At 68.9% G+C, this 25599-nt stretch carries 28 protein-coding genes; 9 read left to right on the plus strand and 19 right to left on the minus strand.

Annotation, left to right across the window (positions count from 1 at the left end):
• Positions 1 to 134 precede the first annotated feature (134 nt).
• Both V2L32_RS04830 and V2L32_RS04835 read left to right on the plus strand, forming a co-directional pair.
• A complete protein-coding gene (locus V2L32_RS04830; protein WP_331235342.1) occupies positions 135 to 413 on the plus strand; it encodes a hypothetical protein in 279 nt (92 codons plus the stop codon).
• Between the two features lie 45 nt (positions 414 to 458).
• The gene (locus V2L32_RS04835; RefSeq protein ID WP_331235343.1) at positions 459 to 740 is read left to right on the plus strand and encodes a hypothetical protein; all 282 of its coding nucleotides are present in this window, start codon (positions 459 to 461) and stop codon (positions 738 to 740) included.
• Positions 741 to 796: 56 nt separating this feature from the next.
• Here the strand turns inward: V2L32_RS04835 and V2L32_RS04840 are convergent, their stop codons facing one another.
• The 3 genes from V2L32_RS04840 to V2L32_RS04850 are packed head-to-tail and all read right to left on the minus strand — an operon-like array spanning position 797 to position 3685.
• A complete protein-coding gene (locus tag V2L32_RS04840; protein WP_331235344.1) occupies positions 797 to 1177 on the minus strand; it encodes a hypothetical protein in 381 nt (126 codons plus the stop codon).
• A 30-nt stretch (positions 1178 to 1207) separates the two neighbouring features.
• Positions 1208 to 2410, minus strand: a complete 1203-nt coding sequence (locus V2L32_RS04845) for an MFS transporter (protein WP_409348426.1) — start codon at positions 2408 to 2410, stop codon at positions 1208 to 1210.
• Between the two features lie 57 nt (positions 2411 to 2467).
• Complete coding sequence (locus V2L32_RS04850; protein ID WP_331235346.1) at positions 2468 to 3685, minus strand: hypothetical protein; 1218 nt, start codon at positions 3683 to 3685, stop codon at positions 2468 to 2470.
• 80 nt (positions 3686 to 3765) lie between these two features.
• On the opposite strand from V2L32_RS04850, the gene V2L32_RS04855 reads away from it, so the two are divergent.
• The 3 genes from V2L32_RS04855 to metX are packed head-to-tail and all read left to right on the plus strand — an operon-like array spanning position 3766 to position 7040.
• Entirely contained in the window at positions 3766 to 4461 is a 696-nt protein-coding gene (locus V2L32_RS04855; RefSeq protein ID WP_331235347.1) for a hypothetical protein, read from the plus strand.
• A gap of 60 nt (positions 4462 to 4521) precedes the next feature.
• Positions 4522 to 5850, plus strand: coding sequence for an O-acetylhomoserine aminocarboxypropyltransferase/cysteine synthase family protein (locus tag V2L32_RS04860; RefSeq protein WP_331235348.1), 1329 nt, complete (start codon positions 4522 to 4524; stop codon positions 5848 to 5850).
• Positions 5847 to 7040 carry a homoserine O-acetyltransferase MetX gene (gene metX / locus V2L32_RS04865; RefSeq protein ID WP_331235349.1) on the plus strand — a complete coding sequence of 398 codons (1194 nt, stop codon included), beginning with the start codon at positions 5847 to 5849 and terminating at the stop codon, positions 7038 to 7040. Before V2L32_RS04860 ends, metX begins: the two co-directional genes overlap by 4 nt.
• 15 nt (positions 7041 to 7055) lie before the next feature.
• Here the strand turns inward: metX and serB are convergent, their stop codons facing one another.
• The 3 genes from serB to V2L32_RS04880 form a co-directional block, all read right to left on the minus strand.
• Positions 7056 to 7691 carry a phosphoserine phosphatase SerB gene (gene serB / locus V2L32_RS04870; protein WP_331235350.1) on the minus strand — a complete coding sequence of 212 codons (636 nt, stop codon included), beginning with the start codon at positions 7689 to 7691 and terminating at the stop codon, positions 7056 to 7058.
• A 135-nt stretch (positions 7692 to 7826) separates the two neighbouring features.
• A complete protein-coding gene (locus V2L32_RS04875) occupies positions 7827 to 8531 on the minus strand; it encodes a DUF4013 domain-containing protein (protein ID WP_331235351.1) in 705 nt (234 codons plus the stop codon).
• A gap of 154 nt (positions 8532 to 8685) precedes the next feature.
• On the minus strand, positions 8686 to 10110 hold the full coding sequence (locus V2L32_RS04880; RefSeq protein ID WP_331235352.1) for an amidohydrolase: 1425 nt from the start codon (positions 10108 to 10110) through the stop codon (positions 8686 to 8688).
• A 95-nt stretch (positions 10111 to 10205) separates the two neighbouring features.
• On the opposite strand from V2L32_RS04880, the gene serA reads away from it, so the two are divergent.
• Genes serA through V2L32_RS04895 form a run of 3 tightly spaced genes read left to right on the plus strand, consistent with a single transcriptional unit; the run spans position 10206 to position 13395 of the window.
• Positions 10206 to 11789 (plus strand): phosphoglycerate dehydrogenase, encoded by a 1584-nt coding sequence (gene serA, locus V2L32_RS04885; RefSeq protein ID WP_331235353.1) that lies wholly within the window; start codon positions 10206 to 10208, stop codon positions 11787 to 11789.
• 7 nt (positions 11790 to 11796) lie between these two features.
• Positions 11797 to 12624 carry a YihY/virulence factor BrkB family protein gene (locus V2L32_RS04890; RefSeq protein ID WP_331235354.1) on the plus strand — a complete coding sequence of 276 codons (828 nt, stop codon included), beginning with the start codon at positions 11797 to 11799 and terminating at the stop codon, positions 12622 to 12624.
• Positions 12625 to 12678: 54 nt separating this feature from the next.
• A complete protein-coding gene (locus tag V2L32_RS04895; protein ID WP_331235355.1) occupies positions 12679 to 13395 on the plus strand; it encodes a hypothetical protein in 717 nt (238 codons plus the stop codon).
• A gap of 111 nt (positions 13396 to 13506) precedes the next feature.
• Here the strand turns inward: V2L32_RS04895 and V2L32_RS04900 are convergent, their stop codons facing one another.
• The 4 genes from V2L32_RS04900 to V2L32_RS04915 form a co-directional block, all read right to left on the minus strand.
• Positions 13507 to 13845, minus strand: coding sequence for a hypothetical protein (locus tag V2L32_RS04900; RefSeq protein ID WP_331235356.1), 339 nt, complete (start codon positions 13843 to 13845; stop codon positions 13507 to 13509).
• A gap of 81 nt (positions 13846 to 13926) precedes the next feature.
• On the minus strand, positions 13927 to 15192 hold the full coding sequence (gene thrC / locus V2L32_RS04905; RefSeq protein ID WP_331235357.1) for a threonine synthase: 1266 nt from the start codon (positions 15190 to 15192) through the stop codon (positions 13927 to 13929).
• A gap of 42 nt (positions 15193 to 15234) precedes the next feature.
• Positions 15235 to 15591, minus strand: coding sequence for a helix-turn-helix domain-containing protein (locus V2L32_RS04910; protein WP_331236586.1), 357 nt, complete (start codon positions 15589 to 15591; stop codon positions 15235 to 15237).
• A gap of 14 nt (positions 15592 to 15605) precedes the next feature.
• Positions 15606 to 15857 (minus strand): hypothetical protein, encoded by a 252-nt coding sequence (locus V2L32_RS04915; protein ID WP_331235358.1) that lies wholly within the window; start codon positions 15855 to 15857, stop codon positions 15606 to 15608.
• A gap of 132 nt (positions 15858 to 15989) precedes the next feature.
• Here V2L32_RS04915 and V2L32_RS04920 point away from each other — a divergent pair, with 132 nt between their 5' ends.
• Positions 15990 to 16454 carry a histidine kinase gene (locus V2L32_RS04920; RefSeq protein ID WP_331235359.1) on the plus strand — a complete coding sequence of 155 codons (465 nt, stop codon included), beginning with the start codon at positions 15990 to 15992 and terminating at the stop codon, positions 16452 to 16454.
• Here the strand turns inward: V2L32_RS04920 and argF are convergent, their stop codons facing one another.
• The 9 genes from argF to V2L32_RS04965 form a co-directional block, all read right to left on the minus strand.
• Positions 16455 to 17372: an ornithine carbamoyltransferase gene (gene argF, locus V2L32_RS04925; protein WP_331235360.1), complete on the minus strand. Its 918-nt coding sequence runs from the start codon at positions 17370 to 17372 to the stop codon at positions 16455 to 16457.
• A 5-nt stretch (positions 17373 to 17377) separates the two neighbouring features.
• Positions 17378 to 18442: a [LysW]-lysine hydrolase gene (locus tag V2L32_RS04930; protein WP_331235361.1), complete on the minus strand. Its 1065-nt coding sequence runs from the start codon at positions 18440 to 18442 to the stop codon at positions 17378 to 17380.
• Positions 18439 to 19575 carry an aspartate aminotransferase family protein gene (locus V2L32_RS04935; protein WP_331235362.1) on the minus strand — a complete coding sequence of 379 codons (1137 nt, stop codon included), beginning with the start codon at positions 19573 to 19575 and terminating at the stop codon, positions 18439 to 18441. Before V2L32_RS04935 ends, V2L32_RS04930 begins: the two co-directional genes overlap by 4 nt.
• Positions 19572 to 20435, minus strand: a complete 864-nt coding sequence (locus tag V2L32_RS04940; RefSeq protein WP_331235363.1) for an acetylglutamate/acetylaminoadipate kinase — start codon at positions 20433 to 20435, stop codon at positions 19572 to 19574. Before V2L32_RS04940 ends, V2L32_RS04935 begins: the two co-directional genes overlap by 4 nt.
• A complete protein-coding gene (gene argC / locus V2L32_RS04945) occupies positions 20432 to 21523 on the minus strand; it encodes an N-acetyl-gamma-glutamyl-phosphate reductase (RefSeq protein WP_331235364.1) in 1092 nt (363 codons plus the stop codon). Before argC ends, V2L32_RS04940 begins: the two co-directional genes overlap by 4 nt.
• On the minus strand, positions 21523 to 22383 hold the full coding sequence (gene lysX / locus V2L32_RS04950) for a lysine biosynthesis protein LysX (RefSeq protein WP_331235365.1): 861 nt from the start codon (positions 22381 to 22383) through the stop codon (positions 21523 to 21525). The genes argC and lysX overlap by 1 nt, the downstream gene beginning before the upstream one ends.
• A gap of 34 nt (positions 22384 to 22417) precedes the next feature.
• Entirely contained in the window at positions 22418 to 22600 is a 183-nt protein-coding gene (gene lysW, locus V2L32_RS04955) for a lysine biosynthesis protein LysW (RefSeq protein WP_331235366.1), read from the minus strand.
• A 167-nt stretch (positions 22601 to 22767) separates the two neighbouring features.
• Positions 22768 to 24225 carry an argininosuccinate lyase gene (gene argH, locus V2L32_RS04960; RefSeq protein ID WP_331235367.1) on the minus strand — a complete coding sequence of 486 codons (1458 nt, stop codon included), beginning with the start codon at positions 24223 to 24225 and terminating at the stop codon, positions 22768 to 22770.
• Position 24226: 1 nt separating this feature from the next.
• The gene (locus tag V2L32_RS04965; protein ID WP_331235368.1) at positions 24227 to 25447 is read right to left on the minus strand and encodes an argininosuccinate synthase; all 1221 of its coding nucleotides are present in this window, start codon (positions 25445 to 25447) and stop codon (positions 24227 to 24229) included.
• Positions 25448 to 25599 lie beyond the last annotated feature (152 nt).

Consider the following 25599-nt stretch of genomic DNA (forward strand, 5'->3'; position numbering starts at 1 on the left):
AGAGGTGCTCGTAAGGACGGTTGGGGCCTCTTTCCGGTAGTCGCCGACCCGTACTGACGATCACTGGAAATCAGTTACAACCGTCCTTATCAGCCGGCCGAGCGACATATTCTTTCCCGGTATTATCTCCGTCCATGAACAGGTATCTCGTCTTCTACGGCGCGTTCGCCGTCATCGGCGTTTCGCTCGGATGGATGGGCGTGTCGGGCGTTCTCGCTGGAGAGGTGAGCATCGGGGCCGTACTCGTGACGATCAGCGGCGTCGGGATAGTGCTGGCCGCCGTTTACGAAGTCGCGAGGTCCGATCGAACTACCGGGTCGGTCCCCGATCAGTGGACGTACCGAATCGTCGTCCTCGGGGCGGTCCTCGCGGTTCTCGGGGTGACACTCCGGACTGTATCGGTGGCGCTCTGAGTGTTCGGACCGACGACTTATGACGAAGCGATAGCACGGTTCGGTATGGACCGGTATCTCACCTACCAGGGCACGGTGACCGCCGCGGGGATCCTCGTCGGGACGTGGGGACTCCTCCACGTCCTCTCGGGGGATCCGGGAATCGGCGCGTTCTTGCTCCTCGTCGGCGGGTTCGGCATGGCGCTCACGGCGGTCGTACAGGTGTGGCGATCCGACCCGGAGACGCGCTCGGTTCCCGAGGGTCGGACCTACCTGATCACCCTGATCGGCCTCGCCGTTGTCTTCACCGCCGCGACCGTCCAGGTGCTCTCGGTGTTGCTGTTCTGAACCCTCCCGTCGGACCGTTCTAGTCGAGGTGACCCACGGGACGGACCGACCCGGACTCACTCGTAGCCGGCGGAAGCCGGACTGTGGTCGAGGATCGCCACGGCACCGAGGGTGAGCACGTCGGGGTGGAACTCGCCGAACGGGTCGTGGTAGCCGGTCGGTTCGAGCGTCGCCTCGATCACCGCCTGCTCGGCCGCCCGGACGCCCATCGTCTCGCGAACGGCCTCTCCCAACTGATCGGGACAGGCCATGTCCAGCAGTTCCCAGGTGTGGCCCTCGTACTCCAGACAGGCCGCACGCACCCGGTCGTCGGCACCGAGGGTCCGACTACAGACAGTGCAGGTGGTTGTTCCCCGCGAGTCGACAGCGACCGCGAAGCTCCCGGCGACCGTACCGGTGAACCGGGCTCGCAGCTCCGCTTCGCGGTCGATTGCCATCGCCCTCGCTACGGTTCGGTTCGTATCGACCTATCGCTCGGGCTGGAACGACGGCTCGATCGGCAGATCGATCCGGAGGAACAGGGGGACGGCGACGAGCGCGATCAGCGCCTCCATCGCGGCGACGACGAGAAAGGCGGTGAGGTAGCCGAACGTACCTGCCACGGTTCCCCCCACGAGAAAGCCGGTGAGGAAGCCGAGGCTGCCCGCGACGTTGAAGCCGGCCATCGCGGTGCCGCGCTCGTCGTCGTCCGCGAGGTCGGTGACGAGCGCCATCGTCGCGGGGGCCATGAACGCGCCGAGGACCCCCACGAGGACCATCCCGGCGCCCGCCAGCACGAGGGAGGGGGCGAGGCCGACGAACGCGATCGCGCCGCCGTAGCAGACCGAGCCAACGACGATCGGGATCGTCCGGCCGATCCGGTCCGAGAGTATCCCCATCGGGAACTGCAACAGCGCGAAGGGGACGAAGAAGAGCGCCAGGACGACCCCCGTCTCGGCGGGGTCCAGCCCGAACACCTCCCGGAAGTAGAACACGCCGGTGAGCGAGAAGAAGCCCGCGGTCAGCCGGTCGACGAAGCCGAACGTGTAGGGGAGCGCGAGCGTCGGTGTTCGCGAGAGCCCGGCGAGGACCTCCCGAACGCCACTCCGCCGGGAGGCTGGCGCTCGATCGGTGACCAGCGCGAGCAGCGGAACGACCGCGAGCAAGAGGACGCCGGCAGCGAGCAGCGGGGCGAGCGGGGTGAGCGAGGCGAGTTGACCGCCGACCGGTGCGCCGCTCGCGGTGCCGAGGCCGATCGCGAGGCCGGCTGCTCCCATGTTCGCACCCCTCCCGCCCGGGAGGTCCATCAGCATCGTGATCGCGAGCGAGAACGCGGCGATCGTGAACGCACCCTGGACGAACCGGACGACGAGCACGCTCGTGAACCCGAGTTCGACGCCGGCGGGCGGGAGCAGCGCGAGCAGGAGGTAGCCAGCCGCCCCGCCCAGCGCGCCGATCGCGACGAACGGCACCCTCCTCTCGACGCGATCGGAGAGCGCCCCCCAGAGCCCGGCGAAGAGGACGAAGCCAGCGAACTCGCTCACCAGGAACCACATACTCGGGTCGAGGTCGGTACTCGCACCGAGCGCGGCGACGATCTCGGCGATGCCGGGGTAGAGCAGCACCTGCGCGAGCAGGACGGCGAAGATGACGCTCGCGAGGACGGCTCGATCGCGACTCGTCCGCGACACGGAGACCACGTCCGAAGTAGTCACCGGGCGGGGATAATTCGTGTGTTCTCTCGAGCGCTACTCGATCGGGACGACCTGCACGCCCGCGCGTGTCTCCAGCTCGCTACCTTCGGTGACGACGACCGGAACGACGCCGTCGATCGCGGCGGCCGCCGCCCGGCCGACGGCCTCGTCGACGTCCCCCTCGGCGACCGCGACGGCCAACCCCACCGGCCAGGCGGCGACCCGGAACGCGACCCCCTCGCCCTCGGTCACGGCCCCCTCATCGAACGCCGATTCGAGGCGCGCCCGGACCCGTTCGACGAGTTCGTCAGGATCGTCACCCGGGCCGTCGTCCTCCCCGCCGTTCCCGTCGCCCCTCTCGACGGGGGTCAACTCGCCGTGGACCTCTTCGACCGTTCGCATCGGGACGCCGAGCGTCGCCTCGTCGCTCCCGGCGAACAGCAGGCTCGCGGCGCGAAACCCCTCACCTTCCAGCACGCCGATGAGGCTGCCCGAGTCGCCGCCGGCGCTCAACGGGCCGTAGATATCGAGGCCCTCGAACGTGACTGGCCGATCGAAGAAGCCGCCGACCTCGATCCGGCCGTCGACGCCGCGGAGGTCGCCCGTCGTCACGCCCGTCGTCCGGCCGCCCTTGGTGAACTCCTCGTCCTCGTCGATGTCCGCCTCCGTCCAGCCGACGAGCGCCCCCACGCCGAGGATCTCGTCGTCGATATCGCCGGGGTCGATCGCGACGAGCGCGCTGTCGGACTCGTTCGGCTCGTCCTCTCTCACCTCGCTCCACCCGACGAGTTCGCCGATCGCGTCTCCCTCGTCCCCGCCGTCCGCGACGCCGGGCTGGAGGAACGCGTCACCCTCCTCGGCGACCTCCACCGGGGCGGCGACGTGGGCGTTGGTGAGCACGACCGTCTCGCCGCCCTCGGTCTCTAACGCCGTGGAACCCATCGTCCCCGTGGTGATCTCGGGGTGTCCGCCCGAAACGCCGCCGGGTGCGGGCCTGAGACGCCCCTGTCTGTCGCGTTCCTCGACGACGGCCTGGACCGTCACGTCGCCGACCTGCTGGACGTCGGTCCGTACCGTTACGCCGTCGAGGTCGATCGTCTCCGGGATCCGGTCGTCCGGATCGAGCTGTGCGTCGGGGACCTTCTCCTTCACGAGCACGACCAGACAGGTCTCGTCCGTCTTGCAACCCTGCTCGCGGCGCTTTCCGATACAGGTGCCGATCACGTGCGGGAGCGCCTCGAGTCGCTCTCTGACCTCGCGCGGGACGTCCATGCACGACCGAGGGCCGCGAGGGGCTTAACTCACCAGCGTGAGGTGTAAGTGTAATACCTCTCGACCTGAACGTACGGTCGATGGACGACGTTTCTGAGGAGCTGCTCGCCCGGCTCGGGGAGGAGGGTAGCAGGGCTCTCGACGGCCAGCTCGCGACGCTCGACGCGATCGATTCGAAGGCGCACTCGATACTCCAGGTGAACGTCGCGCTCGCGACGCTCGTCTTCACCGCGCTCGCCGTTCCGGCGGGTTTCGACGGGGACGCCACCGCCGGGTTCGCCAACGCCTACACGCTCGCGGGGTTTCTCGCCCTCACGCTCTCGGCAGCGCTCGCCGGCCTGCTCTACACCGCCACCAGTCGGTACGGCGGGCTCGGACCCGACGCGCTCGACCGGACGATCGAGGACGGCCTCTCCGGGCCCGAGTTCGACGCTCGCCTCGTCGCCAGCTACGCCGCGTGGCTCCGCGCGAACCGACGGACGAACGCGAGGAAGGCACCGCTGGTCACCCTCTCGGTCCTGCTGCTCGTGATCGCGATCGCCGGTCTCGGTCTCGGCGCCGTCGAGGCGCTCCGAACGGTCACCCTCCCGTTGCTCCTCTCGACGGCCCTCGGGCTCTCGGCGCTCGCCGCCGTCTCCGGGCTCCCGCGCCAACTCTCGCGCTGGCGCCGCGTCCGCGCGGGCGCATCGGTCGCCGACGTACCCGAGACGGCGCTCGTCGCCGAGTACGAGCCGTTCGGCGGCCTCCAGACGGGCGTCGACGCCGAGCTGGAGTGAACGAGCGAGAATTGCCGTTATTGCTGGTTATATCTCCACCGGGCTATATGCACCACATACATGACCGACTGGGGGCCGTCCACGCGGAGTGTCCACGAGGGGAGCGAGGCCGACCCCACGACGGGCGCGCGAGCGCCGCCGATCTACCAGACCACCTCCTACCGGTTCGAGAGCGCCGACCGTGCGGCCGCCCGCTACGCGCTACGCGAACCCGGTGACGTCTACTCCCGGCTGGGCAACCCGACCGTGAGAGCGCTCGAACGCCGCCTCGCGTCGCTCGAAGGCGGGGCCGACGCCGTCGTCACCGCCTCGGGGATGGCCGCATTCGACGCCGCCTGTCTCGTGCTCTGTCGACAGGGGTCGAACGTCGTGACCTCCTCCGCGATCTACGGCGGTACGACCGCCTACCTGAACCACGTCGCCACGAAGCGAGGGATCGAACCCCGGTTCGTCGACCCGCTGGAGTACGACGAGTACGAGGCAGCGATCGACACCGACACCGCGTTCGTCCACTGCGAGACGATCGGTAACCCGGCGCTGGTCACGCCGGATCTCGAACGGATCGCGGAGATCGCTCATCGGAACGATACGCCGCTGTTCGTCGACAACACGTTCGCCACGCCGCACCTCTGCCGGCCGACCGAACACGGGGCGGATCTCGTCTGGGAGTCGACGACGAAGTGGCTCCACGGCTCCGGGACGACCGTCGGGGGCGCGCTGATCGATTCCGGAGGATTCGAGTGGGACCCGGAGCGGTATCCCGAACTCGCAGGCGAGAACCCCGCCTACCCGGACACGGACTTCAGCCGCGACTTCCCCGACGCGCCGGTCGCCGCCGCCGCCCGGTTCCGGTCGCTGCGCGCGCTCGGGGGGTGTCAGTCGCCGTTCGACGCCTGGGTCACGGCACAGGGGATCGAGTCGTTCCCGCTTCGGATGGACCGCCACTGCGAGAACGCCCGGATCGTCGCGGAGTACCTCGCCGATCACCCCGACGTGGCGTGGGTCACGTATCCGGGTCTCGAGGACCACCCGACCCACGAGAACGCCCGACGATACCTCTCGGATTTCGGGGGGATGATCGCGTTCGGGCTCGAGGGCGCCGACGGGTCCGACCCGTCCGCTCGTGGGACGTCGTCCGGCGGGGGGTACGACGCCGGCCGTCGCTTCTGCGAGTCGGTCGAGCTGGCGAGCTTCCTCGCGAACATCGGCGACGCGAAGACGCTCGTCATCCACCCGGCGAGCACGACCCATGCACAGCTCTCGGAGGACGAACAGCGCGCGAGCGGCGTCACGCCCGACATGATCCGGCTCTCGGTCGGGATCGAGGATCCGGAGGACATCCTGGAGGATCTGGAGCGGGCGATCGACCGGGCGGCGGGGGTACGATGACAGCTCACGAGGCCGAGACCGTCTCGCTCGGCGAGTTCACCTTCGAGTGTGGCGAGTCGCTTTCCGACCTGGAGATCGCTTACGAGGCCTACGGCGAGTTCGACGGCGACAACGCAGTCCTGGTTTGTCACGCGCTCACCGGCAGCCAGCAGGTCGCCGCGCGGAGCCCGCGGGACCAGGCGACCGGCTGGTGGTCGGACGTGGTCGGGCCGGGGAAGGCGATCGACACGGGGAGGTACTACGTCGTCTGTGCGAACGTCCCCGGCTCCTGTTACGGCTCCTCGGGGCCGGAGAGCGAGGATCCGGAGACGGGCGAGCCCTTCGGTACCGAGTTCCCGCCGGTGACGGTCGCGGACTGGACGCGCGCACAGCGCCTGCTGCTCGACCACCTCGGCGTCGGTCGGCTGCACGCCGTCGTCGGGGGGAGCGTCGGCGGGATGAACGTCCTCGAGTGGGGGAAACGCTACCCGGACGACGTCCGCCGGCTGATCCCGGTGGCGACCGCCGCTCGCCTCGACGCGCAGTGTCTCGGGCTGAACGCGGTCGCCCGCCGGGCGATCACCTCCGACGCGAACTGGAACGGCGGGGAGTACTACGGCGACGAGCACCCGGAGGACGGCCTCGCGCTCGCGCGCCAGCTCGGCCACCTGATGTACCTCTCGAAGTCGTCGATGGAGGCGAAGTTCGGCCGGCGCGCGGCCGGCCGCGACGCGCTGCGAGACGCGTTTCCCGCCGACTCGGCGGCGAACTTCTTCCCGTACCGCGACGTCGAGTCGTACCTCGACTACCAGGCCACCAAGTTCGTCGACCGCTTCGACGCGAACTCGTATCTCTACCTCACGCGCGCGATGGACAACTACGACCTCGCCGCCGGCTACGAGGACGACGCCGACGCGCTCGCCGCCTTCACCGGCGAGACGCTCGTCCTCTCTTTCACCGGCGACTGGCACTTTACGACCGAGCAGGCCGAGACGCTCGCGGAAGCGCTGCGGGAGACCGACTCGCCCGTCGCACACCACGTGATCGAGTCCGACCACGGCCACGACGCCTTCCTCGTCGAGCCGGAGAAGGTCGGCCCGCCGATCGCCGACTTCCTCGCCGACGGCGTCCGCGGTCGATCCGTGACTGATACCGTCGAGAGCTCGACGGCCGAGTACGCACCGGTCCACACGAGCCTCTTCTCGGACTGACCTCGGTCCTCGGTACTACAGGACGCCCCGCACCTCGAACAGCGAGAGTAGTTCGGGCATCGACTCCACGACGACGCCGCAGTGGGGTTCGACGGCGGGTTTCGGTTCGAACCCGATCGAGAGGCCGGCGACGCGCAGCATCGGGAGGTCGTTCGCCCCGTCGCCGACTGCGACCGTCTCCTCCATCGGGATTTCGAACTCCGCGGCGACCTCGCGAAGCGCGTCGTCCTTCGTTCCCTCGATCAGCGGGCCCTCGACCTCGCCGGTGAGCTCCCCCCCGTCTACCGGCAGCCGGTTCGCGACGATCCTGTCCACCGAGACGCCCTCGCTGGCGAGCGCGCGCTCGACGCCCCGTTCGAAGCCGCCGGTCAGGATCGCCGTCGGAACGTCCGCCTCGGAGAGCGCGCGGAGCACCTCCGCCGCGTCCTCCCGGAGGACGACGCGGTCGTAGGCGGCTTCGGCCTCCGACTCGGGGAGGCCGGCGAGCAGCGCCGCCCGCTCGCGCAGGCTCTCGGCGTAGCCGATCTCGTCGTTCATCGCCCGGTTCGTGATCTCGGCCATCTCGTCGGCGACGCCCTCCCGCTCGCCCAGGAGGACCGTCATCTCCGACTCGGAGAGCGTCCCGTCGAAATCGAAGGCGACGAGGCTCATTACAGACCGTTTCGGTTCCGGTGGCTTTGCTGTTCGGGTTTCTGGTCCTCCGGCCGTGCGCGAGAGCGTCCTCGAAAAGCGTCGCGTGGTCTGGTCGGTCGTGATCTCGAAGAAGGGAGGAGTTCGTGTCGCGGATCAGTCGGCGGGTCGGGCGACCGGGGGTTCGACGGGGCTCTCGTCGGCCACGACGTCGATCGTACGGGTCTCACCGACGGCCTGACCGAACAGCCGGGCTGCCGCGACCGAGACGTAGAACATCACGAAGACGCTCGCGAGCGTCCCGGCGACGGGAATGACGTTCATCATCGTCGCGAGGAACGTCCCGGCACCGAGGACGATCCCGGCTCGGACCCAGCCAGCGACGTACCGGCCGTCGAGCAGGATGGGTCTGAGTGCCGCGACCTCGAAGGCGGCACCCAGTCTGCCGGCGGTCGCGTAGATCGTCAGCGCTGCGGGGATCGCGTAGACCCCCAGCGCGACGAGCGCTAGTCCGCCCATCACGATCGGGGCGAACGCGGCCCAGCCGGCCGCCTCGCCGATCCCGAACGCCGCCGCGAACAGCAGGGCGTAGGGGATTCCGACGTAGGCGAGGACGACGGCGATCGCTTTCAGACCGTCAGTAGCGAGCTGCCCCCACGCGTCGAATCGCGGGAGTTCATCGTCGCCCACCGCGCCGCCTCCAAGGACGCGCACTGTGTATCCCGTGAGGAGGACTGCGGGAAGGACGAGCAGGCTCAAGAGCGTGAGAGCGCCGCCGATCGCGATCGTCCGCACTGCGTGTTCGGGCCGACGCGGGTAGTTCAGTGCGTCGAGTATCGTGTTTATGAGGTTCTGTGCCATAGATGTCTCTTTGCTACGATTCCGGGGATGGCAGGGTCGGATCGTACCGGCCGTGTCAGCGAGGGAAGTAGTCGAAGGTACAGATCTCCTCCTGAGGTATTAACCGTTGCGAAACACGTGATATCCCGTCACAGCTGGCCCGAGACGACCGATCTCAGTACGGCAGCTCCGAGCGGTCCGCCGGCGGCGTCCCGGTCATCGCCGTCTCGTACTCAGTCTCACCCCGACGTTCCTCGAACTCCTCGCGGGCGGCCGCGAGCGTCGCCGGGTCCGAGAGCAGGTCGACCGCCGTCGCGGCGACGACGCGGGCAGCGTAGACCGCCGCCTCCCTGCCGAAGTCGCCGCCAGCGGCGACCGCCTGCCAGCTGTGCGCGGGCGTGCCGACCGGCCAGGTCGGCGCCCTGAACTGTGCCGTCGGGACGACCCAGCTCACGTCCCCGACGTCCGTCGAGTACGGCCCGACCCTCTCCTCGCCCTCGGTCCGTACCGGCTCGTCCGCCAGCGCCCGTTCGCGAAGTCTCGTTTCGACCTCCCGATCGAGTCCCTGCGCGGCGATCCCGTTCTCCACCGTCTCCGGATCGAGCGTCGACTGGAGCTCATCGGCGAACGCGTGGTCGGCCTCGTCGAATCCCACGGAACCGACCGACGTCATCACGTCCTCTACCCGGTCCGCCAGCGTCTCGTTCGGCAGCAGCCCGTACATGCTGTTGACGAGGTCGACGTCCACCTCGGTCTGCGTCATCATCGCCGCGCCACGGGCGGCGTCCTCGATCCACTCGGTGAGCCGACCGACCTCCTCTCGGCTCTCCGCCCTGACGTAGTAGAGCCCGCTCGCCTCCGCCGGGACGACGTTCGGCGCGCCCCCGCCGCCGGTGACGGCGTAGTGGATCCGCGCGGAGTCCGGGACGTGCTCGCGCATGAACTCGATCCCGGTGTCGAACAGGTGGAGCGCATCGAGCCCGCTCCTGCCCGCCTCCGGGACCGCGGCGGCGTGCGAAGCGGTCCCCTCGTAGATGACGTGCAGTGAGTCCACCGCGAGACAGCTCCCGCGGGTCGCGGAAGCGAGCCAGCCGGGGTGCCAGCTGATCGCGGCCGAGAGGTCGTCGAACAGCCCCTCGCGAGCCATGTAGACCTTGCCGACGCCGAGTTCCTCGGCGGGCGTCCCGTAGAACCGGACCCTCCCCTCGATCCCCGCTTCCTCCACCGCCCGCTTCGCGCCGATCGCGCCCCCCAGACTGCCCGCGGCGAAGAGGTTGTGCCCGCAGCCGTGGCCGGCCGCGCCCGGCTCGATCGGTTCCTTCCGCGCGGAGACGGCCTGTGACATCTCCGGGAGGGCGTCGTACTCGCCGAGGATCCCGATTACGGGTGTTCCGGAACCGTACTCCGCGACGAACGCGGTCGGCAGGCCGACGACGCCGCGTTCGACCGAGAACCCCTCCTCCTCGAGAATATCGGAGAGCAGTCGGGCCGACTCGTGTTCTTCGAGACCGAGTTCGGGGTGCTCCCAGAGCTCGTGCGCCACCTCGTAGACGGTCTCTCGGAGCTCCGTTCCGACCTCGACTGCGTCCTGTGCGCTCATGGTCACCGATCGGAGAGGAGTGTGAAATCCGTTCGCCACCCGGCAGCCCCCGCGATGAAGAAAGCGTTAACCCCACTCCGTGGATTGCTCCGCCCATGAAGGTTCTCGTCACCGACCCGATCGCCGAGGCGGGTCTGGACGTGTTGCGCGGAGCCGGCCACGAGGTCGAGACGGCGTACGAGATCGACGGCGGCGAGGCGCTGGTCGAGGCGCTCGCCGACGCCGACGCGCTGATCGTCCGCTCCGGAACCGAGGTCGGCGAGGCGGTGTTCGCCGCGACCGACCTCGTGATCGTCGGTCGGGCGGGCATCGGCGTCGACAACATCGACGTCGAGGCGGCGACCGACCACGGCGTGATCGTCGCGAACGCACCGGAAGGAAACGTCCGTGCCGCGGCCGAACACACCGTGGCGATGGCCTTCGCCGCCGCCCGTTCGATCCCGCAGGCACACGTCCGGCTGCGCGCCGGCGAGTGGGCGAAAAGCGAGTTCCTCGGATCGGAGCTGAACGGGGCCACCCTCGGCGTCGTCGGCCTCGGGCGGGTCGGCCAGGAGGTCGCCAAACGCCTCCGGAGCCTCGGGATGGAGATCGTCGCGTTCGACCCCTACATCGCCGAGGAGCGCGCCGACCAGCTCGGCGCCGAACTCCTCGACCTCGAGGAGTGTCTCCGGCGTGCGGACTTCCTCACCGTCCACACCCCGCTCACCCCCGAGACGGAGGGGATGATCTCCACAGCCGAACTCGACCTCCTCGAGGGCGGCTACCTCGTCAACTGCGCCCGCGGCGGGGTCGTCGACGAGGCGGCGCTCGCCCGTGCAGTGGAGGACGGCACGCTCGCCGGCGCGGCGCTCGACGTCTTCGCGGAGGAACCGCTCTCGCCGGAGAGCCCACTGCTCTCGGTCGAGAACGTGATCGTCACCCCACACCTCGGCGCGAGCACCGAGGCCGCCCAGGAGAACGTGGCGACGAGCACGGCGAAACAGGTGCTGGCGGCGTTCGCCGGCGAGCCGGTCGTGAACGCGCTCAACGCCCCCTCGATCGACGAGAGCGCGTTCCCCCGGGTCGCCCCCTACGTCGACCTCGCCGAGACCGCGGGGACGATCGCCACGCAGCTCCTGGACGGGCGGATCGAGTCCGTCGACGTCCGGTACGAGGGCGAGATCGCCGAGGAGGACCTCGACTTCGTCACCGCGAGCGCGCTGAAGGGCGTCTTCACCCCGCTGGAGTGGCAGGTGAACGCGGTGAACGCCCCGCGCATCGCCGACGAACGCGGCGTCGACGTCACCGAGACGACGACGCGCCAGACCGAGGACTTCCGGAGCATGATCACCGTCACCGTCGGCGACGGCGACGACTCCGTCGACGTGAGCGGGACGCTGTTCGCCGGCGACGAGCCGCGGATCGTCCGGATCGACGGCTACCGCGTCGACGCGATCCCGTACGGACACATGCTGATCGCCCGAAACGTCGACCAGCCCGGCGTGATCGGCCTCATCGGGACCGTCCTCGGCGACGCGGGCATCAACATCGCGGGGATGTTCAACGCCCGCGAGGCGATCGGCGGGGAGGCACTCACCGTCTACGACCTCGACGAAGCCGTCCCCGACGACGTCCTCGGCCGCCTCGTGGACGACGAGCGGATCATCTCGGTCCGCTACATCACCCTCGACGGCCGCTGAGCGAGCCGTGGGCCGTCTCGCCTCGCTGGGATCGTTCGTGCTCGTCGTCGCCCGCGAGGCGACGGACCAGGAGGTGAAGTACCCGGCCGCCGCCATCGCCTACTACGGCTTCGTCTCGGTCGTGCCGCTGTTCTTGCTGGTGGTTGCCGTCGGGACCGCGGTGCTCGGCCCCGACGTCCTCGACGCGATCGACGAGTTCACTCCACAGTACCTCACGCCCGACGCCCGCAGGCTCGTCGGCGAGGCCGTCGTCGCCGCCTCCGGCCGAACCGGAGCCGCGGCGCTCGCGATCGGCGTCCTCGCCTGGAGCGGGGCGAACGCCGCCGTCGCCTTCCTCGACGCGCTCGAACGCGTCGAGAACGCCGACGACCGCTCGCTCCTCGCACAGCTCCGCGACGCGACGGTCGTCCTCGCCTCGCTCGGCCTCGCCGCGGTCGCCACCGTCGCGACCAGCCTCGTCGTCGCGGTGCTCTCGATCGTCCCGCTCGGGCCGTTCTCGCCCGCGACCGCGCTCTTCGCCCCGCTCGTCCTCTTCGCGCTGCTCACGGTCGCGTTCCTCCCGCTCTACTACGTCCCCTCCCGCGTGGTCACCTCCCCACTCGGGGCGATCCCCGGCGCCGGAACGGCCGCAGCGGGCTGGACGTTGCTCCAGATCGGCGTGCAGTTCTACGCCACGAACGCCGGCCAGTACGCGCTCTACGGCGTGCTCAGCGGGATCATCGTCGTCCTCACCGCGCTCTACGCCGCCGCCATCGTCCTCACCCTCGGCGCCGTCGTGAACGCGACGCTCTCGGGGGTCGGTGAGGTCGGCGAGTTCCCGCTGGAGGCGTTCTGATCCCGACCGATCAGAACCCAAAAAGTACACGTTCTCCCTCCCGGAAGTGAGCGGATGAACCGACGAACGTTCGGCGGGCTCGTCGGCTCCGTCGCGCTGCCCTCGATCGCCGGGTGTACGGCCTCCCACCCGCTCCCGACGCCCGGCGGGGTCGTCCTCGCCCGCCGGGTCGAGGCCGGTTCCGAGACGCTCCTCGATCACGACGCGGAGCGTCTCGAGATCGACTCGCCCCTCTCGGACCTCGTCGAACGCGAACGGGCGGTACTGAGCGAGGAGGCGGAAACGACGGTTCGGACGGATCGCGGCCCGATCGAGTACAGCGTCCGGATCGAACACACGGAGCCGACCGGCCTGCCGGAAGACCCCGGTGATGTCGTCACCTACGCCGTCCCGAGGGCGGTGTTCAACCGGGTGCTCCCCGACGACGGGGTGCGGTTTCACCTCCTCCTACACGATCAGTCCGAACTCCTGAGCGTCTCGCGAATCGATCGTGTCGGCCGCATCACCGAGAAACGGGTCCTCGACCCCGACGGGGAGGCGGTGATCGCTTCGACTACCGACGGTTCGATCAGGGACGTCGCGGCGGCCGTCGAGACGAGCGGGATCGATCCGGACGACGCGACGTTCTTCCTGCTCGGAGAGCACGGCACCGACCAGCTACGGGACTACGAACCGGTCGATCGATCGGTCTTCGAGTCGGCGTCGGCCGGCGAGGACCGCCGGCTCACGGTCGGCTCGGAGGGCGTCGTTTCGGCCGTCGGGTCGGTGTAGCGGCGTTTTCACGCCCCGCCGACGCGACCTGTCGGCTCCGACCGGGGGGAACCCAGCGATACCGGAGTGATCGACGCGCGACTCCCCCGCTCGAGACCGCTGCTTCGCCAGCTACCCGTTTCCTCCGTCGCTATCGGAATCGGTGTCGCCGTTGTGGCTGTCGGTGTCGCCATCCGAATCCCGGATCGAGGTCCCGCCAGGATCTGTCCGTTGACGACTTGGGCCCGTGAAACTGGACTCGCGGCCGACGTCGGCGTCGAGAACGTAGAGGACAACCGGTGGGAGGACGTACGAGACGATCGCCACCGCGGCGAAGAGCGGATCGACGAAGATCAGCAGTCCGAAGACCGCGAGTGCGGCGCCCGCCGCTGTGTGGACGGCGGTCTTCGTGTACCCTCGATAGTACTCCCACAGTCCCCGGAGCCATCGCACCGTACGGGATGCTACCACCTTCGCGGGTTTCGCCTCCACGCGCAAGAACCCCGTGCAGGCGTTCTGAGTCCGTCCTGATGTCTCGCCAGCCGCTCGAGCCTACACCGTGGTTCCGGTCAGGTGCTCGAGAACGCCCTCCGTGTCGCCCGGGACCGGTTCGGGATCGGCGCCCGCCGCCGCGGCCGCGTCGGGGTCCTTCAGCAGGTGGCCGGTCGTGAGACAGACGACGCGTTCGTCTGAACCGACGACGCCGTCATCTCGCAGTTTCCGCAGGCCAGCCACGCTCGCCGCGGAGGCGGGTTCGACGCCGACGCCCTCCTCGGCGAGCGAGCGCTGTGCGGCCGTGATCTCCTCGTCGCTCACCGCGACCGCCGTCCCGCCCGTCTCCCTGATGCCGGGCAGCGCCTTCGGTGCGTTCACCGGGTTGCCGATCCTGATCGCCGTCGCCCGCGTCTCGACCGACTCCCACCGAGTCACCTCGCTCGCACCCGCCTCGACCGCCTCCACGAGCGGGGCCGCGCCCTCCGCCTGCACGCCGGTGAGCGCCGGTACCTCCGCTCTCTCCATCGCTCCCGTCTGGACGAGTTCGCGAAACGCCTTGAACAACGCCGCGGTGTTGCCAGCGTTCCCGACCGGCAGGACGATCCTGTCGGGGTAACTGCCCTCCTCCTCGTGATACTGCTCCAGGATCTCGAACCCGATCGTCTTCTGTCCCTCTAGTCGAAAGGGGTTGAGCGAGTTGAGGAGGTACGCCTCGCCCAGATTCGCCAGCTCTTGGACGATGTCGAGACACGTGTCGAAGTTGCCGTCGACCTCGAGGATGCGCGCGCCGTGGAGGCTCGCCTGGGCGACCTTCCCCGCGGCGACCTTTCCGGCGGGGAGCAGCACCAGGGCCTCCATCCCGGCGCGTGCACCGTACGCGGCCAGCGCGGCGCTCGTGTTTCCGGTCGAGGCGCACGCGAGGCGGTCGACGCCGAGTTCTCGGGCGACCGCGACCCCGACGGTCATCCCCCTGTCCTTGAAGCTCCCCGTCGGGTTCATCCCCTCGTGTTTGACCCTGAGGTCCGTGACGCCGACCGATTCGCGGATCCGGGGGACGTGGTGCAGCGGAGTGTCTCCTTCCGGTAACGAGACGCCCCCGGAGAGCGGGAGCGCGTCGGCGTAGCGCCAGACGCCGCGACCGGAGAAGGCGTCGAATCCCGGCGGGTCGGCGTACCTTACCTCCAGTAAGTGTCCGGGGTCGCTCCGGTAGCGGACCGCCTCGAACGGCGCGTACTGCTCGCCGGTCTCGATACACTCCAGCCAGACGCCCCCCTCCGCGACCGCGGGTGCCTCCTGGATCGGTGCCGAAAGCTCCATGCTCATTACCCTGCCCTGGGTCGCACAGGGGGAAAAAGGGGCCGAACCCTACTCGCACGCGCCGAACTCGTCGATCTTCCCGTGGACCGTCTCGGCCCACTCGCCGACCGCCTCGTGCATCCGTGCTTTCGCCTCCGGGAGCGAAACCGCGCTGTACTGGTAGACGTAGCCCCCCGAGTCGAGCAGCCGTCGCTGGCGCTCGACCAGTCCCTTCTCGACCAGCGTCGAGAGCGCTCGGTTGACCGTGCTCCGGTCGCGCTCTAAGTCCTCGGCGAGTTCGGCGACGGTGCTCCCGGGCACCCCGTGGAGTACGAGATACGCCCGACACTCGTGGCGCTGGATCCCGAAGACACACTCCATCACCCGTGCGAACTCGGGTTCGTCGGCGAGCATCAGCTCCTCCATCCGCTCCTCTCGGCTCACGGCTCGCCCCCCTCGCGCTTCGCGAGACGGTACCGTTCGAGGCAGGTCCGCATCCCATCCCGGCTCTCGTAACGCATGAGCTTCATCGGCGTATCACAGTAGTACGTGCTCTCTCGCTTCCGGATCGAGAGCTCCATCGTCCGTCCGAGCAGTTCGACCTCGATGATCACGCGCCGTCCGTCGTCGAGGTCGGAGAGGATCTCGGAGGAGGTGCGCTCGCCCCTGACGATCCGGACGATTTCGGACATCTGTCCGTACCGACGGTGCGGCGTCTCATCAGCGTTGTCCCACGGCCCTCGTAAATACGTCTATCGGTATCGTGTACCACGGGCGTCCGACCGGGACAGGGGTATCCCCCGAGCGAGTCTCCCGATACGTGTATGAGTACCACAACTCGAACCGAATCGGAGACGACGACCGACTCGACGCCGACGCTCCCGGCGTGGCAAGCGGGCGGCGCGGGAGGGCTGGCCGGCGCACTCGCCTTCGGCACTATGATGGCGATGATGACGCCAGCGATGCTCTCGGAAATGATCCCGGCGATGTACGGCCTCGAGGGCGGTCTCGTGGGCTGGATCGTCCACATGTCACACGGCGCGGCCATCGGCGTCGCGTTCGCCGCACTCGCGTCGGCCGGACCGCTCCGCGAGTACACCGCGACGACCGGCGGCGCGGCAGTCGCCGGCCTCGTCTACGGGATCGCCGTCTGGGCGTTGCTCGCGGTGATCGTGATGCCGATCTGGCTCGGGATGCCCGAGATGGTGCCGAATCTCGACGTGGGCAGTCTCGTGGGCCACTCGCTCTACGGCGTCCTGCTCGGGATCGTCTACGGGGCGCTCACCTGATCAGGCCGCGTCGAGCAGCCAGACCAGGAGCGCCTTCTGCGCGTGGAGTCGGTTCTCGGCCTGTTCCCAGACGACCGAGCGCTGGCCCTCGATCACGCCGTCCGTGATCTCCTCGCCCCGGTGGGCGGGCAGACAGTGCATCACGACGGGATCGTTCGCACGCTCGAGAAGTCCCTCGTCGATCCGGAACCCGGAGAACGCGCTCTCTCTGAGGTCGCGTTCGTCCTCCTGTCCCATGCTGATCCAGACGTCGGTGTAGAGTACGTCCGCGCCCTCCGCCGCCGCCCCGGGATCGGTCGTGATCGTCGGTGCCTCGCCGATCTCCGCGGCCCGCTCGACGATCCGGTCCTCGATCCCGTACCCCTCGGGCGTCGCGACCGTGCAGTCGATGCCACAGAGCGCACAGCCGAGGACGAACGACTGGGCGACGTTGTTCCCGTCGCCGATCCAGGCGACCGAGACGTCCGTTCCGACCGATTCCGTGATCGTCAGGAGATCCGCGAGCGTCTGACACGGGTGGGCGTCGTCGGTCAGCCCGTTCACGACCGGCACTGTGGAGTGTCGGGCGAGTTCGACGACGTTACCGTGTTTGAACACTCGAGCCATCACGACGTCGACGTACCGCGAGAGCGCCCGCGCGGTGTCACGCAACGGCTCGCCCCGGCCGAGGTGGATGTCGCTCTCGCCGAGGAAGACGGCGTGGCCGCCGAGCTGGGTCATCCCCGTCTCGAACGAGACCCGGGTGCGCGTACTCGGCTTCTGGAAGAGCATCCCGAGCGTCCGTCGCTCCAGGTCGGGGTGGGCCTCGTCCGTCCGCTGTTTGCGTTTGTACTCGGCCGCCAGGTCGAGGACGGCCTCGAGTTCGTCCGTGCTCAGGTCGTCGACGTCGAGGAAGTGTCTCGGGTTCGTGTCGGTCATCGTTCTCACTGGCTCTCACCACACAGCTCGGTACAGACCCGACGGAGTACGGCTATCGAGCGGTCGTACGCCGCGAGTTCGAGGCGTTCGTCCGGCGCGTGATCGAGCGACGAGTCGCCGGGACCGTAGGTGACCATCGGGCAGTCCCAGGTCCCCGCGTAGACGTTCATGTCGCTCGTTCCGGTCTTCTTGAGCAGGCGCGGCTCGCCGCCCTCCGCACGGATCGCGACCCGAAACGCCCGTGAGAGGGACGTCCGCGGGCTCTGCATCGTGGGCGGGATCGGCTCGTTCCACTCTATTTCGCCCGCTTCGAGTTCGGCTTCGACCGCCGTGCGGAGTTCCCCCGCCGATGACGACGGCGGGATCCTGAAGCCGGCGTCGATCGTCGCCTCGACCGCGAGGCCGTCGTCGGCGATCCCTCCCTCCATTCTCACTGGCTTTGCCGTCACGCTCTCGAAGATCGGGCCTTCGGAATCGGTCGCGACCTCCCGCTCGATCCGACCCCACCACGCCATCGCCCGCTGGATCGCGTTCGGTTCCGGTCTCGAGGTGTGCGCGGACTCCGTCTGCACGCTGTACCGCCCGGAGAGCATCCCCCGGTAGCCCAGCGTGATACCGTCAACGCCGCTCGGCTCGCCGTTCACCACCGCTTTCGGCGCCGCACGGTCCTCGACGAGGTGGCGCGCTCCGCGCGAGTCGGTCTCCTCGCCGACGACGCCGACGAAGCTCACGCCCGTCTCGACCGCGGCGATCGCCATCGCACAGAGCGGGCCGGTCGCATCGACGGAGCCACGGCCCCACAGTATCTCCTTCCCGTCCTCGCGCTCGATCCGAACCGGGATCTCACCCGGGACGGTGTCGACGTGCGAGGTGAGGAGCACAGAATCGTCTCCCGGCGCGCGGACGTTCCCGATGGGATCGAGCCACGCCTCTCTCTCGTGGCTCTCGAAGAACTCCACGAGCTGTTCTGCGGCCTCGCGTTCGTCGCCGGAGACCGAGGGAATCGAGACGGTCCCGACCAGGAGATCACGTGCGCTCTCGGTCCCGACCGTCTCCAGGTTCGCACTCATGACTCGGCGGTCGGAGCGAGGACGTCGCTCACCGCGGCGACGACGCTGTCCGCGTGACCCTCGTCGATCACCAGTGGCGGGAGCAGCCGCAGCACGGTCCGACCGGCCGGTAGCGCCAGGATCCGATGGTCGAGCGCGAGGTCCCGGAGGAGCCGGTTCGCCCCCCGCTTCACCTCGACGCCGATCATCAGCCCCCGGCCCCGCACGTCGCGGACCGGCAGGTCGGCCTCGATCAGGCCCTCGTGGAGGTACCCACCGATCTCGGCAGCGTTCTCGGTCAGTCTCCCCTCCTCGAGCACCTCGAGCGTCGCGGTCGCCGCAGCGCACATGAGGGGGTTCCCGCTGAACGTCGAGCCGTGGGGACCCGCCCCCTCCGCGATCCAGTCCGCACAGAGCGTCGCGCCGAGCGGCAGGCCGCTCGCGATCCCCTTCGCCGTCGTGAGGACGTCGGGGGTGACGCCGTCGTGCTCGCAGGCCCAACGCTCGCCCGTCCTCCCGAGCCCCGTCTGGATCTCGTCGAGGATCAACGCCGCGCCGGTCTCGTCACAGACCTCGCGGGCAGCTTCGAGATAGCCCTCCGGCGCGGGATTGATGCCACCCTCGCCCTGGATCGGTTCGAGGATCACCGCCGCCGTCTCCTCGTCGACCGCCTCGGCGAGCTTCTCGCTATCCCCGTAGGCAACGAACTCGAAGCCGGGCGGCAGCGGCTCGAACGGCTCCTTGTACTTCCCCTTCCACGTCGCGGCGAGCGCGCCCATCGTCCGCCCGTGAAAGCCACGCATCGCCGCGACGACCTTCTCCCTCCCCGTCGCCGACCGCGCGAACTTCAGCGCCGCCTCGTTCGCTTCCGTACCGGAGTTACAGAGCCAGACGTTCTCGAGGCCGGGCGAGAGCACCGCGAGTCTGTGATACAGGGCGTCGCGGGCGTCGTTAGGGTACGACCCCTGGACGTAGAACAGCTCTCCGGCCTGCTCGCGGACCGCCTCGACGACCCGCGGGTGACAGTGACCAGTCGGCGTACAGGCGTAGCTCGCCCCGAAGTCGAGGTACTCGGTCCCGTCGTCGGCGTAGAGGTGGGGTCCCTCGCCGCTCGCGATCCGGATCGGCTTCTCCGAGAAGACGAAGCCGCTCACGGTTCGGCCCCCTCCGCGAGCGCCGTCTCCGAGAACTGCGTCCCCGCCCCGGCGAGCGCAGCCGAGATCGGCTCTTCTCTATTGGCGTTCGAGACGATCACCCCGCTCGCTCCCCCCGAAAGCGCCTCCCGGGCGGCCATCACCTTCTTTCGCATGAACCCCTCCGCTGCGCCCTCGGTACGGGAGAACGCCGCCGGCGAGTCCACGATCTCGATCAGCGTGGCCGGGTCTTCGGGGTCCTCGTAGACGCCCTCGACGTCCGTGAGCACGACCAGCCGCGCGCCGAGCGCGCCCGCGACCGCCGCTGCCGCCCGGTCCGCGTCGGCGTTCACCGCCACGCCGTCGTCGGCCAGCATCGGCACCGAGACGACCGGGGTGTAGCCGTCAGCGAGCAAGCTACGCAGTAAGTCGTCGTTGACCGCGTCGATCCGTCCGGAGTGATCGCCCCGTCTGATCTTCTTCTTCCCGTCCTCGAGCACTCTGACCGCGGATTTCCTGACGCCGGTGAGCAGGCCGCCGTCAGCACCCGATAACCCGACCGCGTCGACGCCCTCGTTCCGCAGGCCGACGGTGAGGTCGAGGTTCACCCCGGCCATCGCCATCGCGAACGCGCTCATCGTCTCCTCGTCGGTGAACCGCCCCGAAACGCCGCCGGGGGTGGTGACGTACTCGGGGTCGATCCCCAGCCGGGAGAGGAGCTCGTCCACGGCCGTCGAGCCGCCGTGAACGACGACGACCTCGGTGCCGTCCTCGACCAGCGTCGCGATGTCGGCGAGTGCACCTTCCGGTTCGACCGCACGCGCCCCGCCGATCTTCACGACGACGGGATCGTCGCTCGTGGCGATCGGCGTCTCACTCATGGCGACCCCACGGGGTGCAGTCCCTGGAACTCCAGACCGAGCGTCTCCTCGAAGCCGAGTGCGACGTTCGCCGCGTGGACCGCCTGGCCAGCCGAGCCCTTCATCATGTTGTCGATCGCCGAGAAGACGACGACTCTCTCGTTGGCTGGATCGAGTTCGAACCCGACGTCGCAGTAGTTCGTCCCCGCGACGACCTTCGGCTCGGGGTAGCGATACACCCCGCCGCCGCCCGCGACGGTTCGCATGAACGGTTCCTCGGCGAACGATTCTCTGTATGCCCCCCAGAGCTCGCGCTTGGTCACCCTCTTGTTCGGGAAGACGTGACAGGTCGCGGCCGCCCCGCGGATCATCTCGATCGCGTGGACCGTGAACGCCACGGAGGTCCCGAGATACTGTTCGATCTCCGCCTCGTGGCGGTGGCCCGTCGGTGCGTACGGTCGGACGACGCCCGAACGCTCGGGGTGCGAGGAGGCCTCGCCGCCGCCGGCACCGCCCTCGGAGGAGCCGACCTTCACGTCGACGACGGTCCTCTCGCTACCGTCGAGGATCCCGGCATCGAACAGTGGGTACAGTCCGAGGATCGTCGCCGTGGCGTTGCAGCCCCCGGCGGCGATCAGCTCCGCGCCCGGGAGCGCCTCCCGGTTGATCTCCGGGAGCGCGTACGTCGCCCGGTCCAGGTACTCCGGAGCGCTGTGGCCGTCGTACCACTCGTCGTACTGTTCCTCCGAGCCGAGCCTGAAGTCCGCCGAGAGGTCGACGACGGTGTCCGCGGCGTCGGAAAACGCGTCGATCCGCTCCATCGAGACGCCGTGGGGCGTCGCGGCGAAGAGCACGTCGACCGACTCCAGCTCGCTCGGTTCGGAAAAGCGCAGGTCGAGCGTTCTGAGGTTCGGGTGGACCGAGCCGACCGTTTTCTTCGCGTAGGAGCGACTCGTCGCCTGGGTCACCTCGACGTTCGGGTGACCCGAGAGTAGCCTGAGGAGCTCGCCGCCGGTGAAGCCGCTGCCGCCGACGACAGCAGCCGAAAGCACCTCTCCGGTTCCTTCCACCGCTGCCTCCTCGGCGGTCTCGCCCTCGCCGACGGCCATCAGACCGTCACCTCGACCGGGGTCTGTGCCTCGAGCCAGTCGACCACTCTCGCGGGCACGTCCACGTCGACGACCGCGTTGAGCGCCTTGAACTCGACGGTGTGGTTCACCTCGTGGACGGTGTAGCCCTCGCCCGTCTCCATCAGGTCGATGCCGAGTAGGCCGCCGCCCACCGCCTCGCTGGAGCGGGTGACGAGCTCTGCGACCTCGTCGTCGACCGCGAACGGCTCGGTCGTCGCCCCGCGGGCGGCGTTCGTCAGCCAGTGTTCGGAGGTGCGGGCCATCGCGGCGATCGGCTCGCCGTCGACCGCCACGACGCGGATGTCCCGGCCGGGCTTCTCGACGAACTCCTGGATGTAGAAGATCTTGTGCTCGTAGTGCCCGAGCGTCTCCTTGTGTTCGAGGATCGCCTCCGCGGCGCTCCGCGAGTCGATCTTCGCCATCAGCCGGCCCCACGAGCCGATCACCGGCTTCAGCACGCAGGGGTAGCCGAACCGTTCGATACTTTCGAGGGCGGCGTCGGATGTGAACGCGACGTCGGTCGCCGGCGTCGGCACGCCCGCCTCCGCGAGCGCTAAGCTGTTTTTCACCTTGTCCGCACAGGTCTCCGCGGTGTGCGCGCCGTTCACTACTGGAACGCCGTAGGCCTCGCAGAACCGGGTGACGTAGAGGCTCCGACTCGTCGCCAGACACCGATCCAGGACGAGATCGAGGTCCGAGAAGACCTCCGGCACCTCGTTGACCGGGAAGTGCTGGCTCCGGACGTCGATCTTCACGACCTCGTGGCCCCGGTCGCGCAGTTCGTTCAGCAGCAGCTTCTCGTCCTTCCTGATCCGCGAGTAGAGGACGCCGACTCTCACGCCCGCTCACCTCCGTTCGCCGCCGTCCACACCCTCACTCACCCCAGTCCTCTTCGAGCTCGGGCGCCTCCTCGAGCACGACGGGATCGAGCGAGACGACCTCGAGTTCGGCACCGGTGACGGGGCTGTCCACGATCTCGCCGACCTCGACGTCGGCCGGAAGCTCGATCTCTTCGCCTGTCATCGGGTCCTCCGCGGTGATGCTGTCGTCTGCCATCGTACCACCTCCTATCCCGTCGACCCACTTAAACACGTCGAATTTGACAGGGAAAATAAATGTTTACACCCGTCGCTCGCGACCTGAAACACGTGCCAACCCGCGTATCCGAACCGTCCTATCGGGTTCGGAGTATGATTGTAAGCCCCTCGCGGGGCGGCGGTCGTTCAGTCACGACGACTCACCTCCTCTAGCTCTTCGCGCGCCGAGGCCAGCGCCGACCGGCGCTCGGAGAGTGCCCGCCGGTCTGCCTCGAGCCCCTCACCGACTCGACCGAGGGCGCCAGATACCGCGTCGGGAGCCGGCCCGCCGGTCGAATCCCTGCTCGCGACGCTCTCTGCCGGATCGAGGGCGGCCTCGACGGCCTCACGCTCGACGTGCGCCGAGAGGGACTCCCCGAGGACCTCCTCGCTCGCCTCCTCGAGTTCTCCGTACCCCGGCGTCCCCACGGAGCGCTCGGCCGCGAGCGCGACCAGTTCGTGAGCGGTTCTAAAGGGAAGCCCCGACGCAGCGAGCAGGTCCGCGACGCCCGTCGCCGTCGAGAAGCCCTCGCTAGCGGCCTCGGCCAGGACCCCCCCGTTCCAGGTCGCGGTCGCGACCGCACCGGCGGCAACCTCGGTCGCCTCGGTCACACCGTCCGCCGCCGAGAACGCGTGCGGGTGCGCGCTCTGGAGGTCGCGGTTGTACGCCCGGGGGAGTCCCTTGAGCGTCGTCAGGAGGCCGTTCAGCCCCGCGGAGGCGTCGCCCGCCGTCGATCGGACGAGTTCGAGCGTGTCGGGGTTCACCTTCTGGGGCATGATCGAGGAGGTCGAGGCGTAGTCGTCGTCGAGGGAGACGTACCCCCGGTTCGAGAAGAGGATCAGGTCCTCCGCGAGCCCCGAGAGCGTCGTCGCGAGCGTCGCGACCGCCGCGGTCGTCTCGACGAGGAAGTCCCTGCCCGAGGAGGCGTCCATCGAGTTCTCGATCACCTCTTCGAACCCGAGCAGGTCGGCCGTGCGCTCGCGGTCCACGTCGAACGGCGTCCCCGCGAACGCCGCCGCGCCGAGCGGCGACAGGTTCGTTCTCTCGTACGCGTCGAACAGCCGTTCGGTGTCTCGCGCCACCGCGCTCTCGTACGAGAGCGCCCAGTGAGCCACGGTGATCGGCTGTGCCGGCTGGAGGTGTGTGTAGCCGGGCATCAGGGTCTCGTTCTCCCTCTCGGCCACCCCGGAGAGCATCTCCCGCAGGGCGAGCGTCCCCTCGACGGCCTCCAGCACGTCCTCCCGCAGCGCGTACCGGAGACAGGCCGCCACCTCGTCGTTCCGGCTCCGCGCCGTGTGCATCTTCCCGCCGACGTCACCCACGAGATCGATCACCGCCGTCTCGATCGCCTCGTGGACGTCCTCCCCGTCCGGCAGCGCGTCGAACCCCTGGGCCTCGACCTCGTCGAGACCCTCGAGGATCGTCTCGGCCTCGCCCTCCTCGACGATCCCCTGTTCCGCGAGCATGGTGACGTGCGCGCGGTCGACCGCGAGGTCCGCTGCGAAGATCCGTCTATCCTCACGCATCGAAGAGAGGAACCCACGGGCAGGCCCACCGGTAAACCGGTCGCGGCGGACCGCCGTTCCCGCGTGCTCCTCTCCCATCTCACTCCTCCGTCCCGCCGTCCGCGACGGCCTCGAGGTCGCGTTTCTCTTTCGTCACCGCGTTCGCGAGGCGTTCCTGCAGGCCGTGGTACTTCGCGACGCCCGTGGCGTCCTCCTGGGCGATGCCGGCGACGTCCTCGGTGTTGAACGAGGCCATCTCCTCGGAGTACACCGCATAGTCGCTGTCGCGGGCGACCGCGCGTGCGTGTCCGCCCTGGAGTCTGACCGTCGCCGTCCCCGTCACCACGTCCTGGGTCTCCTCGATGAACGCGTCGAGCGCGTCGACCAGCGGCGCGAAGACGAGCCCCTGGTACGCCTTCTCCGACCACTCGTTCTCCACCACTTTCTTGAACGAACGCTCTTCCTGCGTGAGCACCAGGTCCTCGAGCGCCTGGTGAGCGGTCAACAACACGGTCGCCGCCGGGTGTTCGTAGTTCTCGCGCACTTTGAGTCCGAGCATCCGGTCTTCCATCACGTCGGTGCGCCCGACGCCGTAGGCCCCGGCGTACTCGTTCAGGTGTTCGATCAGCTCTACGGGACCCATCGTCTCGCCGTCGACGGCGACGGGAATTCCCCGCTCGAAAGTCACTTGGACGGTCGTCTCCTCGCCGGACGGTTCGCTCGTCCACTCGTAGATCTCCTCCGGGGGAACGTAGCTCGGCTCCTCGAGCTTGCCGCCCTCGACCGCGCGGGACCAGAGATTGGAGTCGATCGACCAGACGCCGTCGTTGCCGGCCTGTACCGGCAGGTCGCGCTCTGCGGCGTACTCGATCTCCCACTTCCGGGTCAGGCCGAGTTCGCGTACGGGCGCGATCACGTCGAGGTCGGAGCCGCGCCAGACGGCCTCGAACCGGAGCTGGTCGTTTCCTTTACCGGTACAGCCGTGAGCGAGCGCCTCACAGCCCTGTTGCTGTGCCACCTTGAGGATGGCTTCGGCGATCACCGGGCGGGCGAGCGCGGTCCCCAGCGGATAGCCCTGGTAGGTCGCGTTCGCGCGCACGGCGTCGAGACACGCCTCGGCGAACTCGGCTTTCGCGTCGACGATGTGGAGGTCCAGACCCAGCGCGTCGGCGGTCTCGGTCGCCTCGGCGAACTCGTCTTCGGGTTGACCGACGTCGACGGTGACGCCGATCACCTCGTCGTAGCCGTACTCCTCTTCGAGCAGCGATACGCAGACGGTCGTGTCCAGCCCGCCCGAGAAGGCGAGCGCAACGCGTTTCATCGTACTCGATACGCCTTCCCGACCGGGCTTAAATTCTACTATTTTGGTTTTGAAAAAATAGCGTAGACGTGGCCGTAGCGCCGAACGTGATCGATTCGCTGGTCGCGAGGAGTACCGTGGATCTGGGGGGTGAGAAGAGGTGGGCCTAGAGG

Source organism: Halalkalicoccus sp. CGA53, from assembly GCF_036429475.1.
Taxonomy (GTDB): Archaea; Halobacteriota; Halobacteria; order Halobacteriales; family Halalkalicoccaceae; genus Natronorarus; species Natronorarus salvus.

What these genes read in the sequence shown, in the direction of transcription:
- V2L32_RS04940 (WP_331235363.1), bottom strand. Translation starts at nt 20,435, where the DNA reads ATGAGTGAGACGCCGATCGCCACGAGCGACGATCCCGTCGTCGTGAAG.
- thrC (WP_331235357.1), bottom strand. Translation starts at nt 15,192, where the DNA reads ATGAGCATGGAGCTTTCGGCACCGATCCAGGAGGCACCCGCGGTCGCG.
- serB (WP_331235350.1), bottom strand. Translation starts at nt 7,691, where the DNA reads ATGAGCCTCGTCGCCTTCGATTTCGACGGGACGCTCTCCGAGTCGGAG.
- V2L32_RS04965 (WP_331235368.1), bottom strand. Translation starts at nt 25,447, where the DNA reads ATGAAACGCGTTGCGCTCGCCTTCTCGGGCGGGCTGGACACGACCGTC.
- V2L32_RS04880 (WP_331235352.1), bottom strand. Translation starts at nt 10,110, where the DNA reads ATGAGCGCACAGGACGCAGTCGAGGTCGGAACGGAGCTCCGAGAGACC.
- V2L32_RS04835 (WP_331235343.1), top strand. Translation starts at nt 459, where the DNA reads ATGGACCGGTATCTCACCTACCAGGGCACGGTGACCGCCGCGGGGATC.
- V2L32_RS04920 (WP_331235359.1), top strand. Translation starts at nt 15,990, where the DNA reads ATGAGTACCACAACTCGAACCGAATCGGAGACGACGACCGACTCGACG.
- V2L32_RS04855 (WP_331235347.1), top strand. Translation starts at nt 3,766, where the DNA reads ATGGACGACGTTTCTGAGGAGCTGCTCGCCCGGCTCGGGGAGGAGGGT.
- argC (WP_331235364.1), bottom strand. Translation starts at nt 21,523, where the DNA reads ATGGCCGTCGGCGAGGGCGAGACCGCCGAGGAGGCAGCGGTGGAAGGA.
- V2L32_RS04830 (WP_331235342.1), top strand. Translation starts at nt 135, where the DNA reads ATGAACAGGTATCTCGTCTTCTACGGCGCGTTCGCCGTCATCGGCGTT.
- V2L32_RS04915 (WP_331235358.1), bottom strand. Translation starts at nt 15,857, where the DNA reads ATGTCCGAAATCGTCCGGATCGTCAGGGGCGAGCGCACCTCCTCCGAG.
- V2L32_RS04860 (WP_331235348.1), top strand. Translation starts at nt 4,522, where the DNA reads ATGACCGACTGGGGGCCGTCCACGCGGAGTGTCCACGAGGGGAGCGAG.
- V2L32_RS04895 (WP_331235355.1), top strand. Translation starts at nt 12,679, where the DNA reads ATGAACCGACGAACGTTCGGCGGGCTCGTCGGCTCCGTCGCGCTGCCC.
- V2L32_RS04850 (WP_331235346.1), bottom strand. Translation starts at nt 3,685, where the DNA reads ATGGACGTCCCGCGCGAGGTCAGAGAGCGACTCGAGGCGCTCCCGCAC.
- serA (WP_331235353.1), top strand. Translation starts at nt 10,206, where the DNA reads ATGAAGGTTCTCGTCACCGACCCGATCGCCGAGGCGGGTCTGGACGTG.
- metX (WP_331235349.1), top strand. Translation starts at nt 5,847, where the DNA reads ATGACAGCTCACGAGGCCGAGACCGTCTCGCTCGGCGAGTTCACCTTC.
- argH (WP_331235367.1), bottom strand. Translation starts at nt 24,225, where the DNA reads ATGGGAGAGGAGCACGCGGGAACGGCGGTCCGCCGCGACCGGTTTACC.
- argF (WP_331235360.1), bottom strand. Translation starts at nt 17,372, where the DNA reads ATGACCGACACGAACCCGAGACACTTCCTCGACGTCGACGACCTGAGC.
- V2L32_RS04840 (WP_331235344.1), bottom strand. Translation starts at nt 1,177, where the DNA reads ATGGCAATCGACCGCGAAGCGGAGCTGCGAGCCCGGTTCACCGGTACG.
- V2L32_RS04910 (WP_331236586.1), bottom strand. Translation starts at nt 15,591, where the DNA reads ATGGAGGAGCTGATGCTCGCCGACGAACCCGAGTTCGCACGGGTGATG.
- lysW (WP_331235366.1), bottom strand. Translation starts at nt 22,600, where the DNA reads ATGGCAGACGACAGCATCACCGCGGAGGACCCGATGACAGGCGAAGAG.
- V2L32_RS04930 (WP_331235361.1), bottom strand. Translation starts at nt 18,442, where the DNA reads ATGAGTGCGAACCTGGAGACGGTCGGGACCGAGAGCGCACGTGATCTC.
- V2L32_RS04875 (WP_331235351.1), bottom strand. Translation starts at nt 8,531, where the DNA reads ATGGCACAGAACCTCATAAACACGATACTCGACGCACTGAACTACCCG.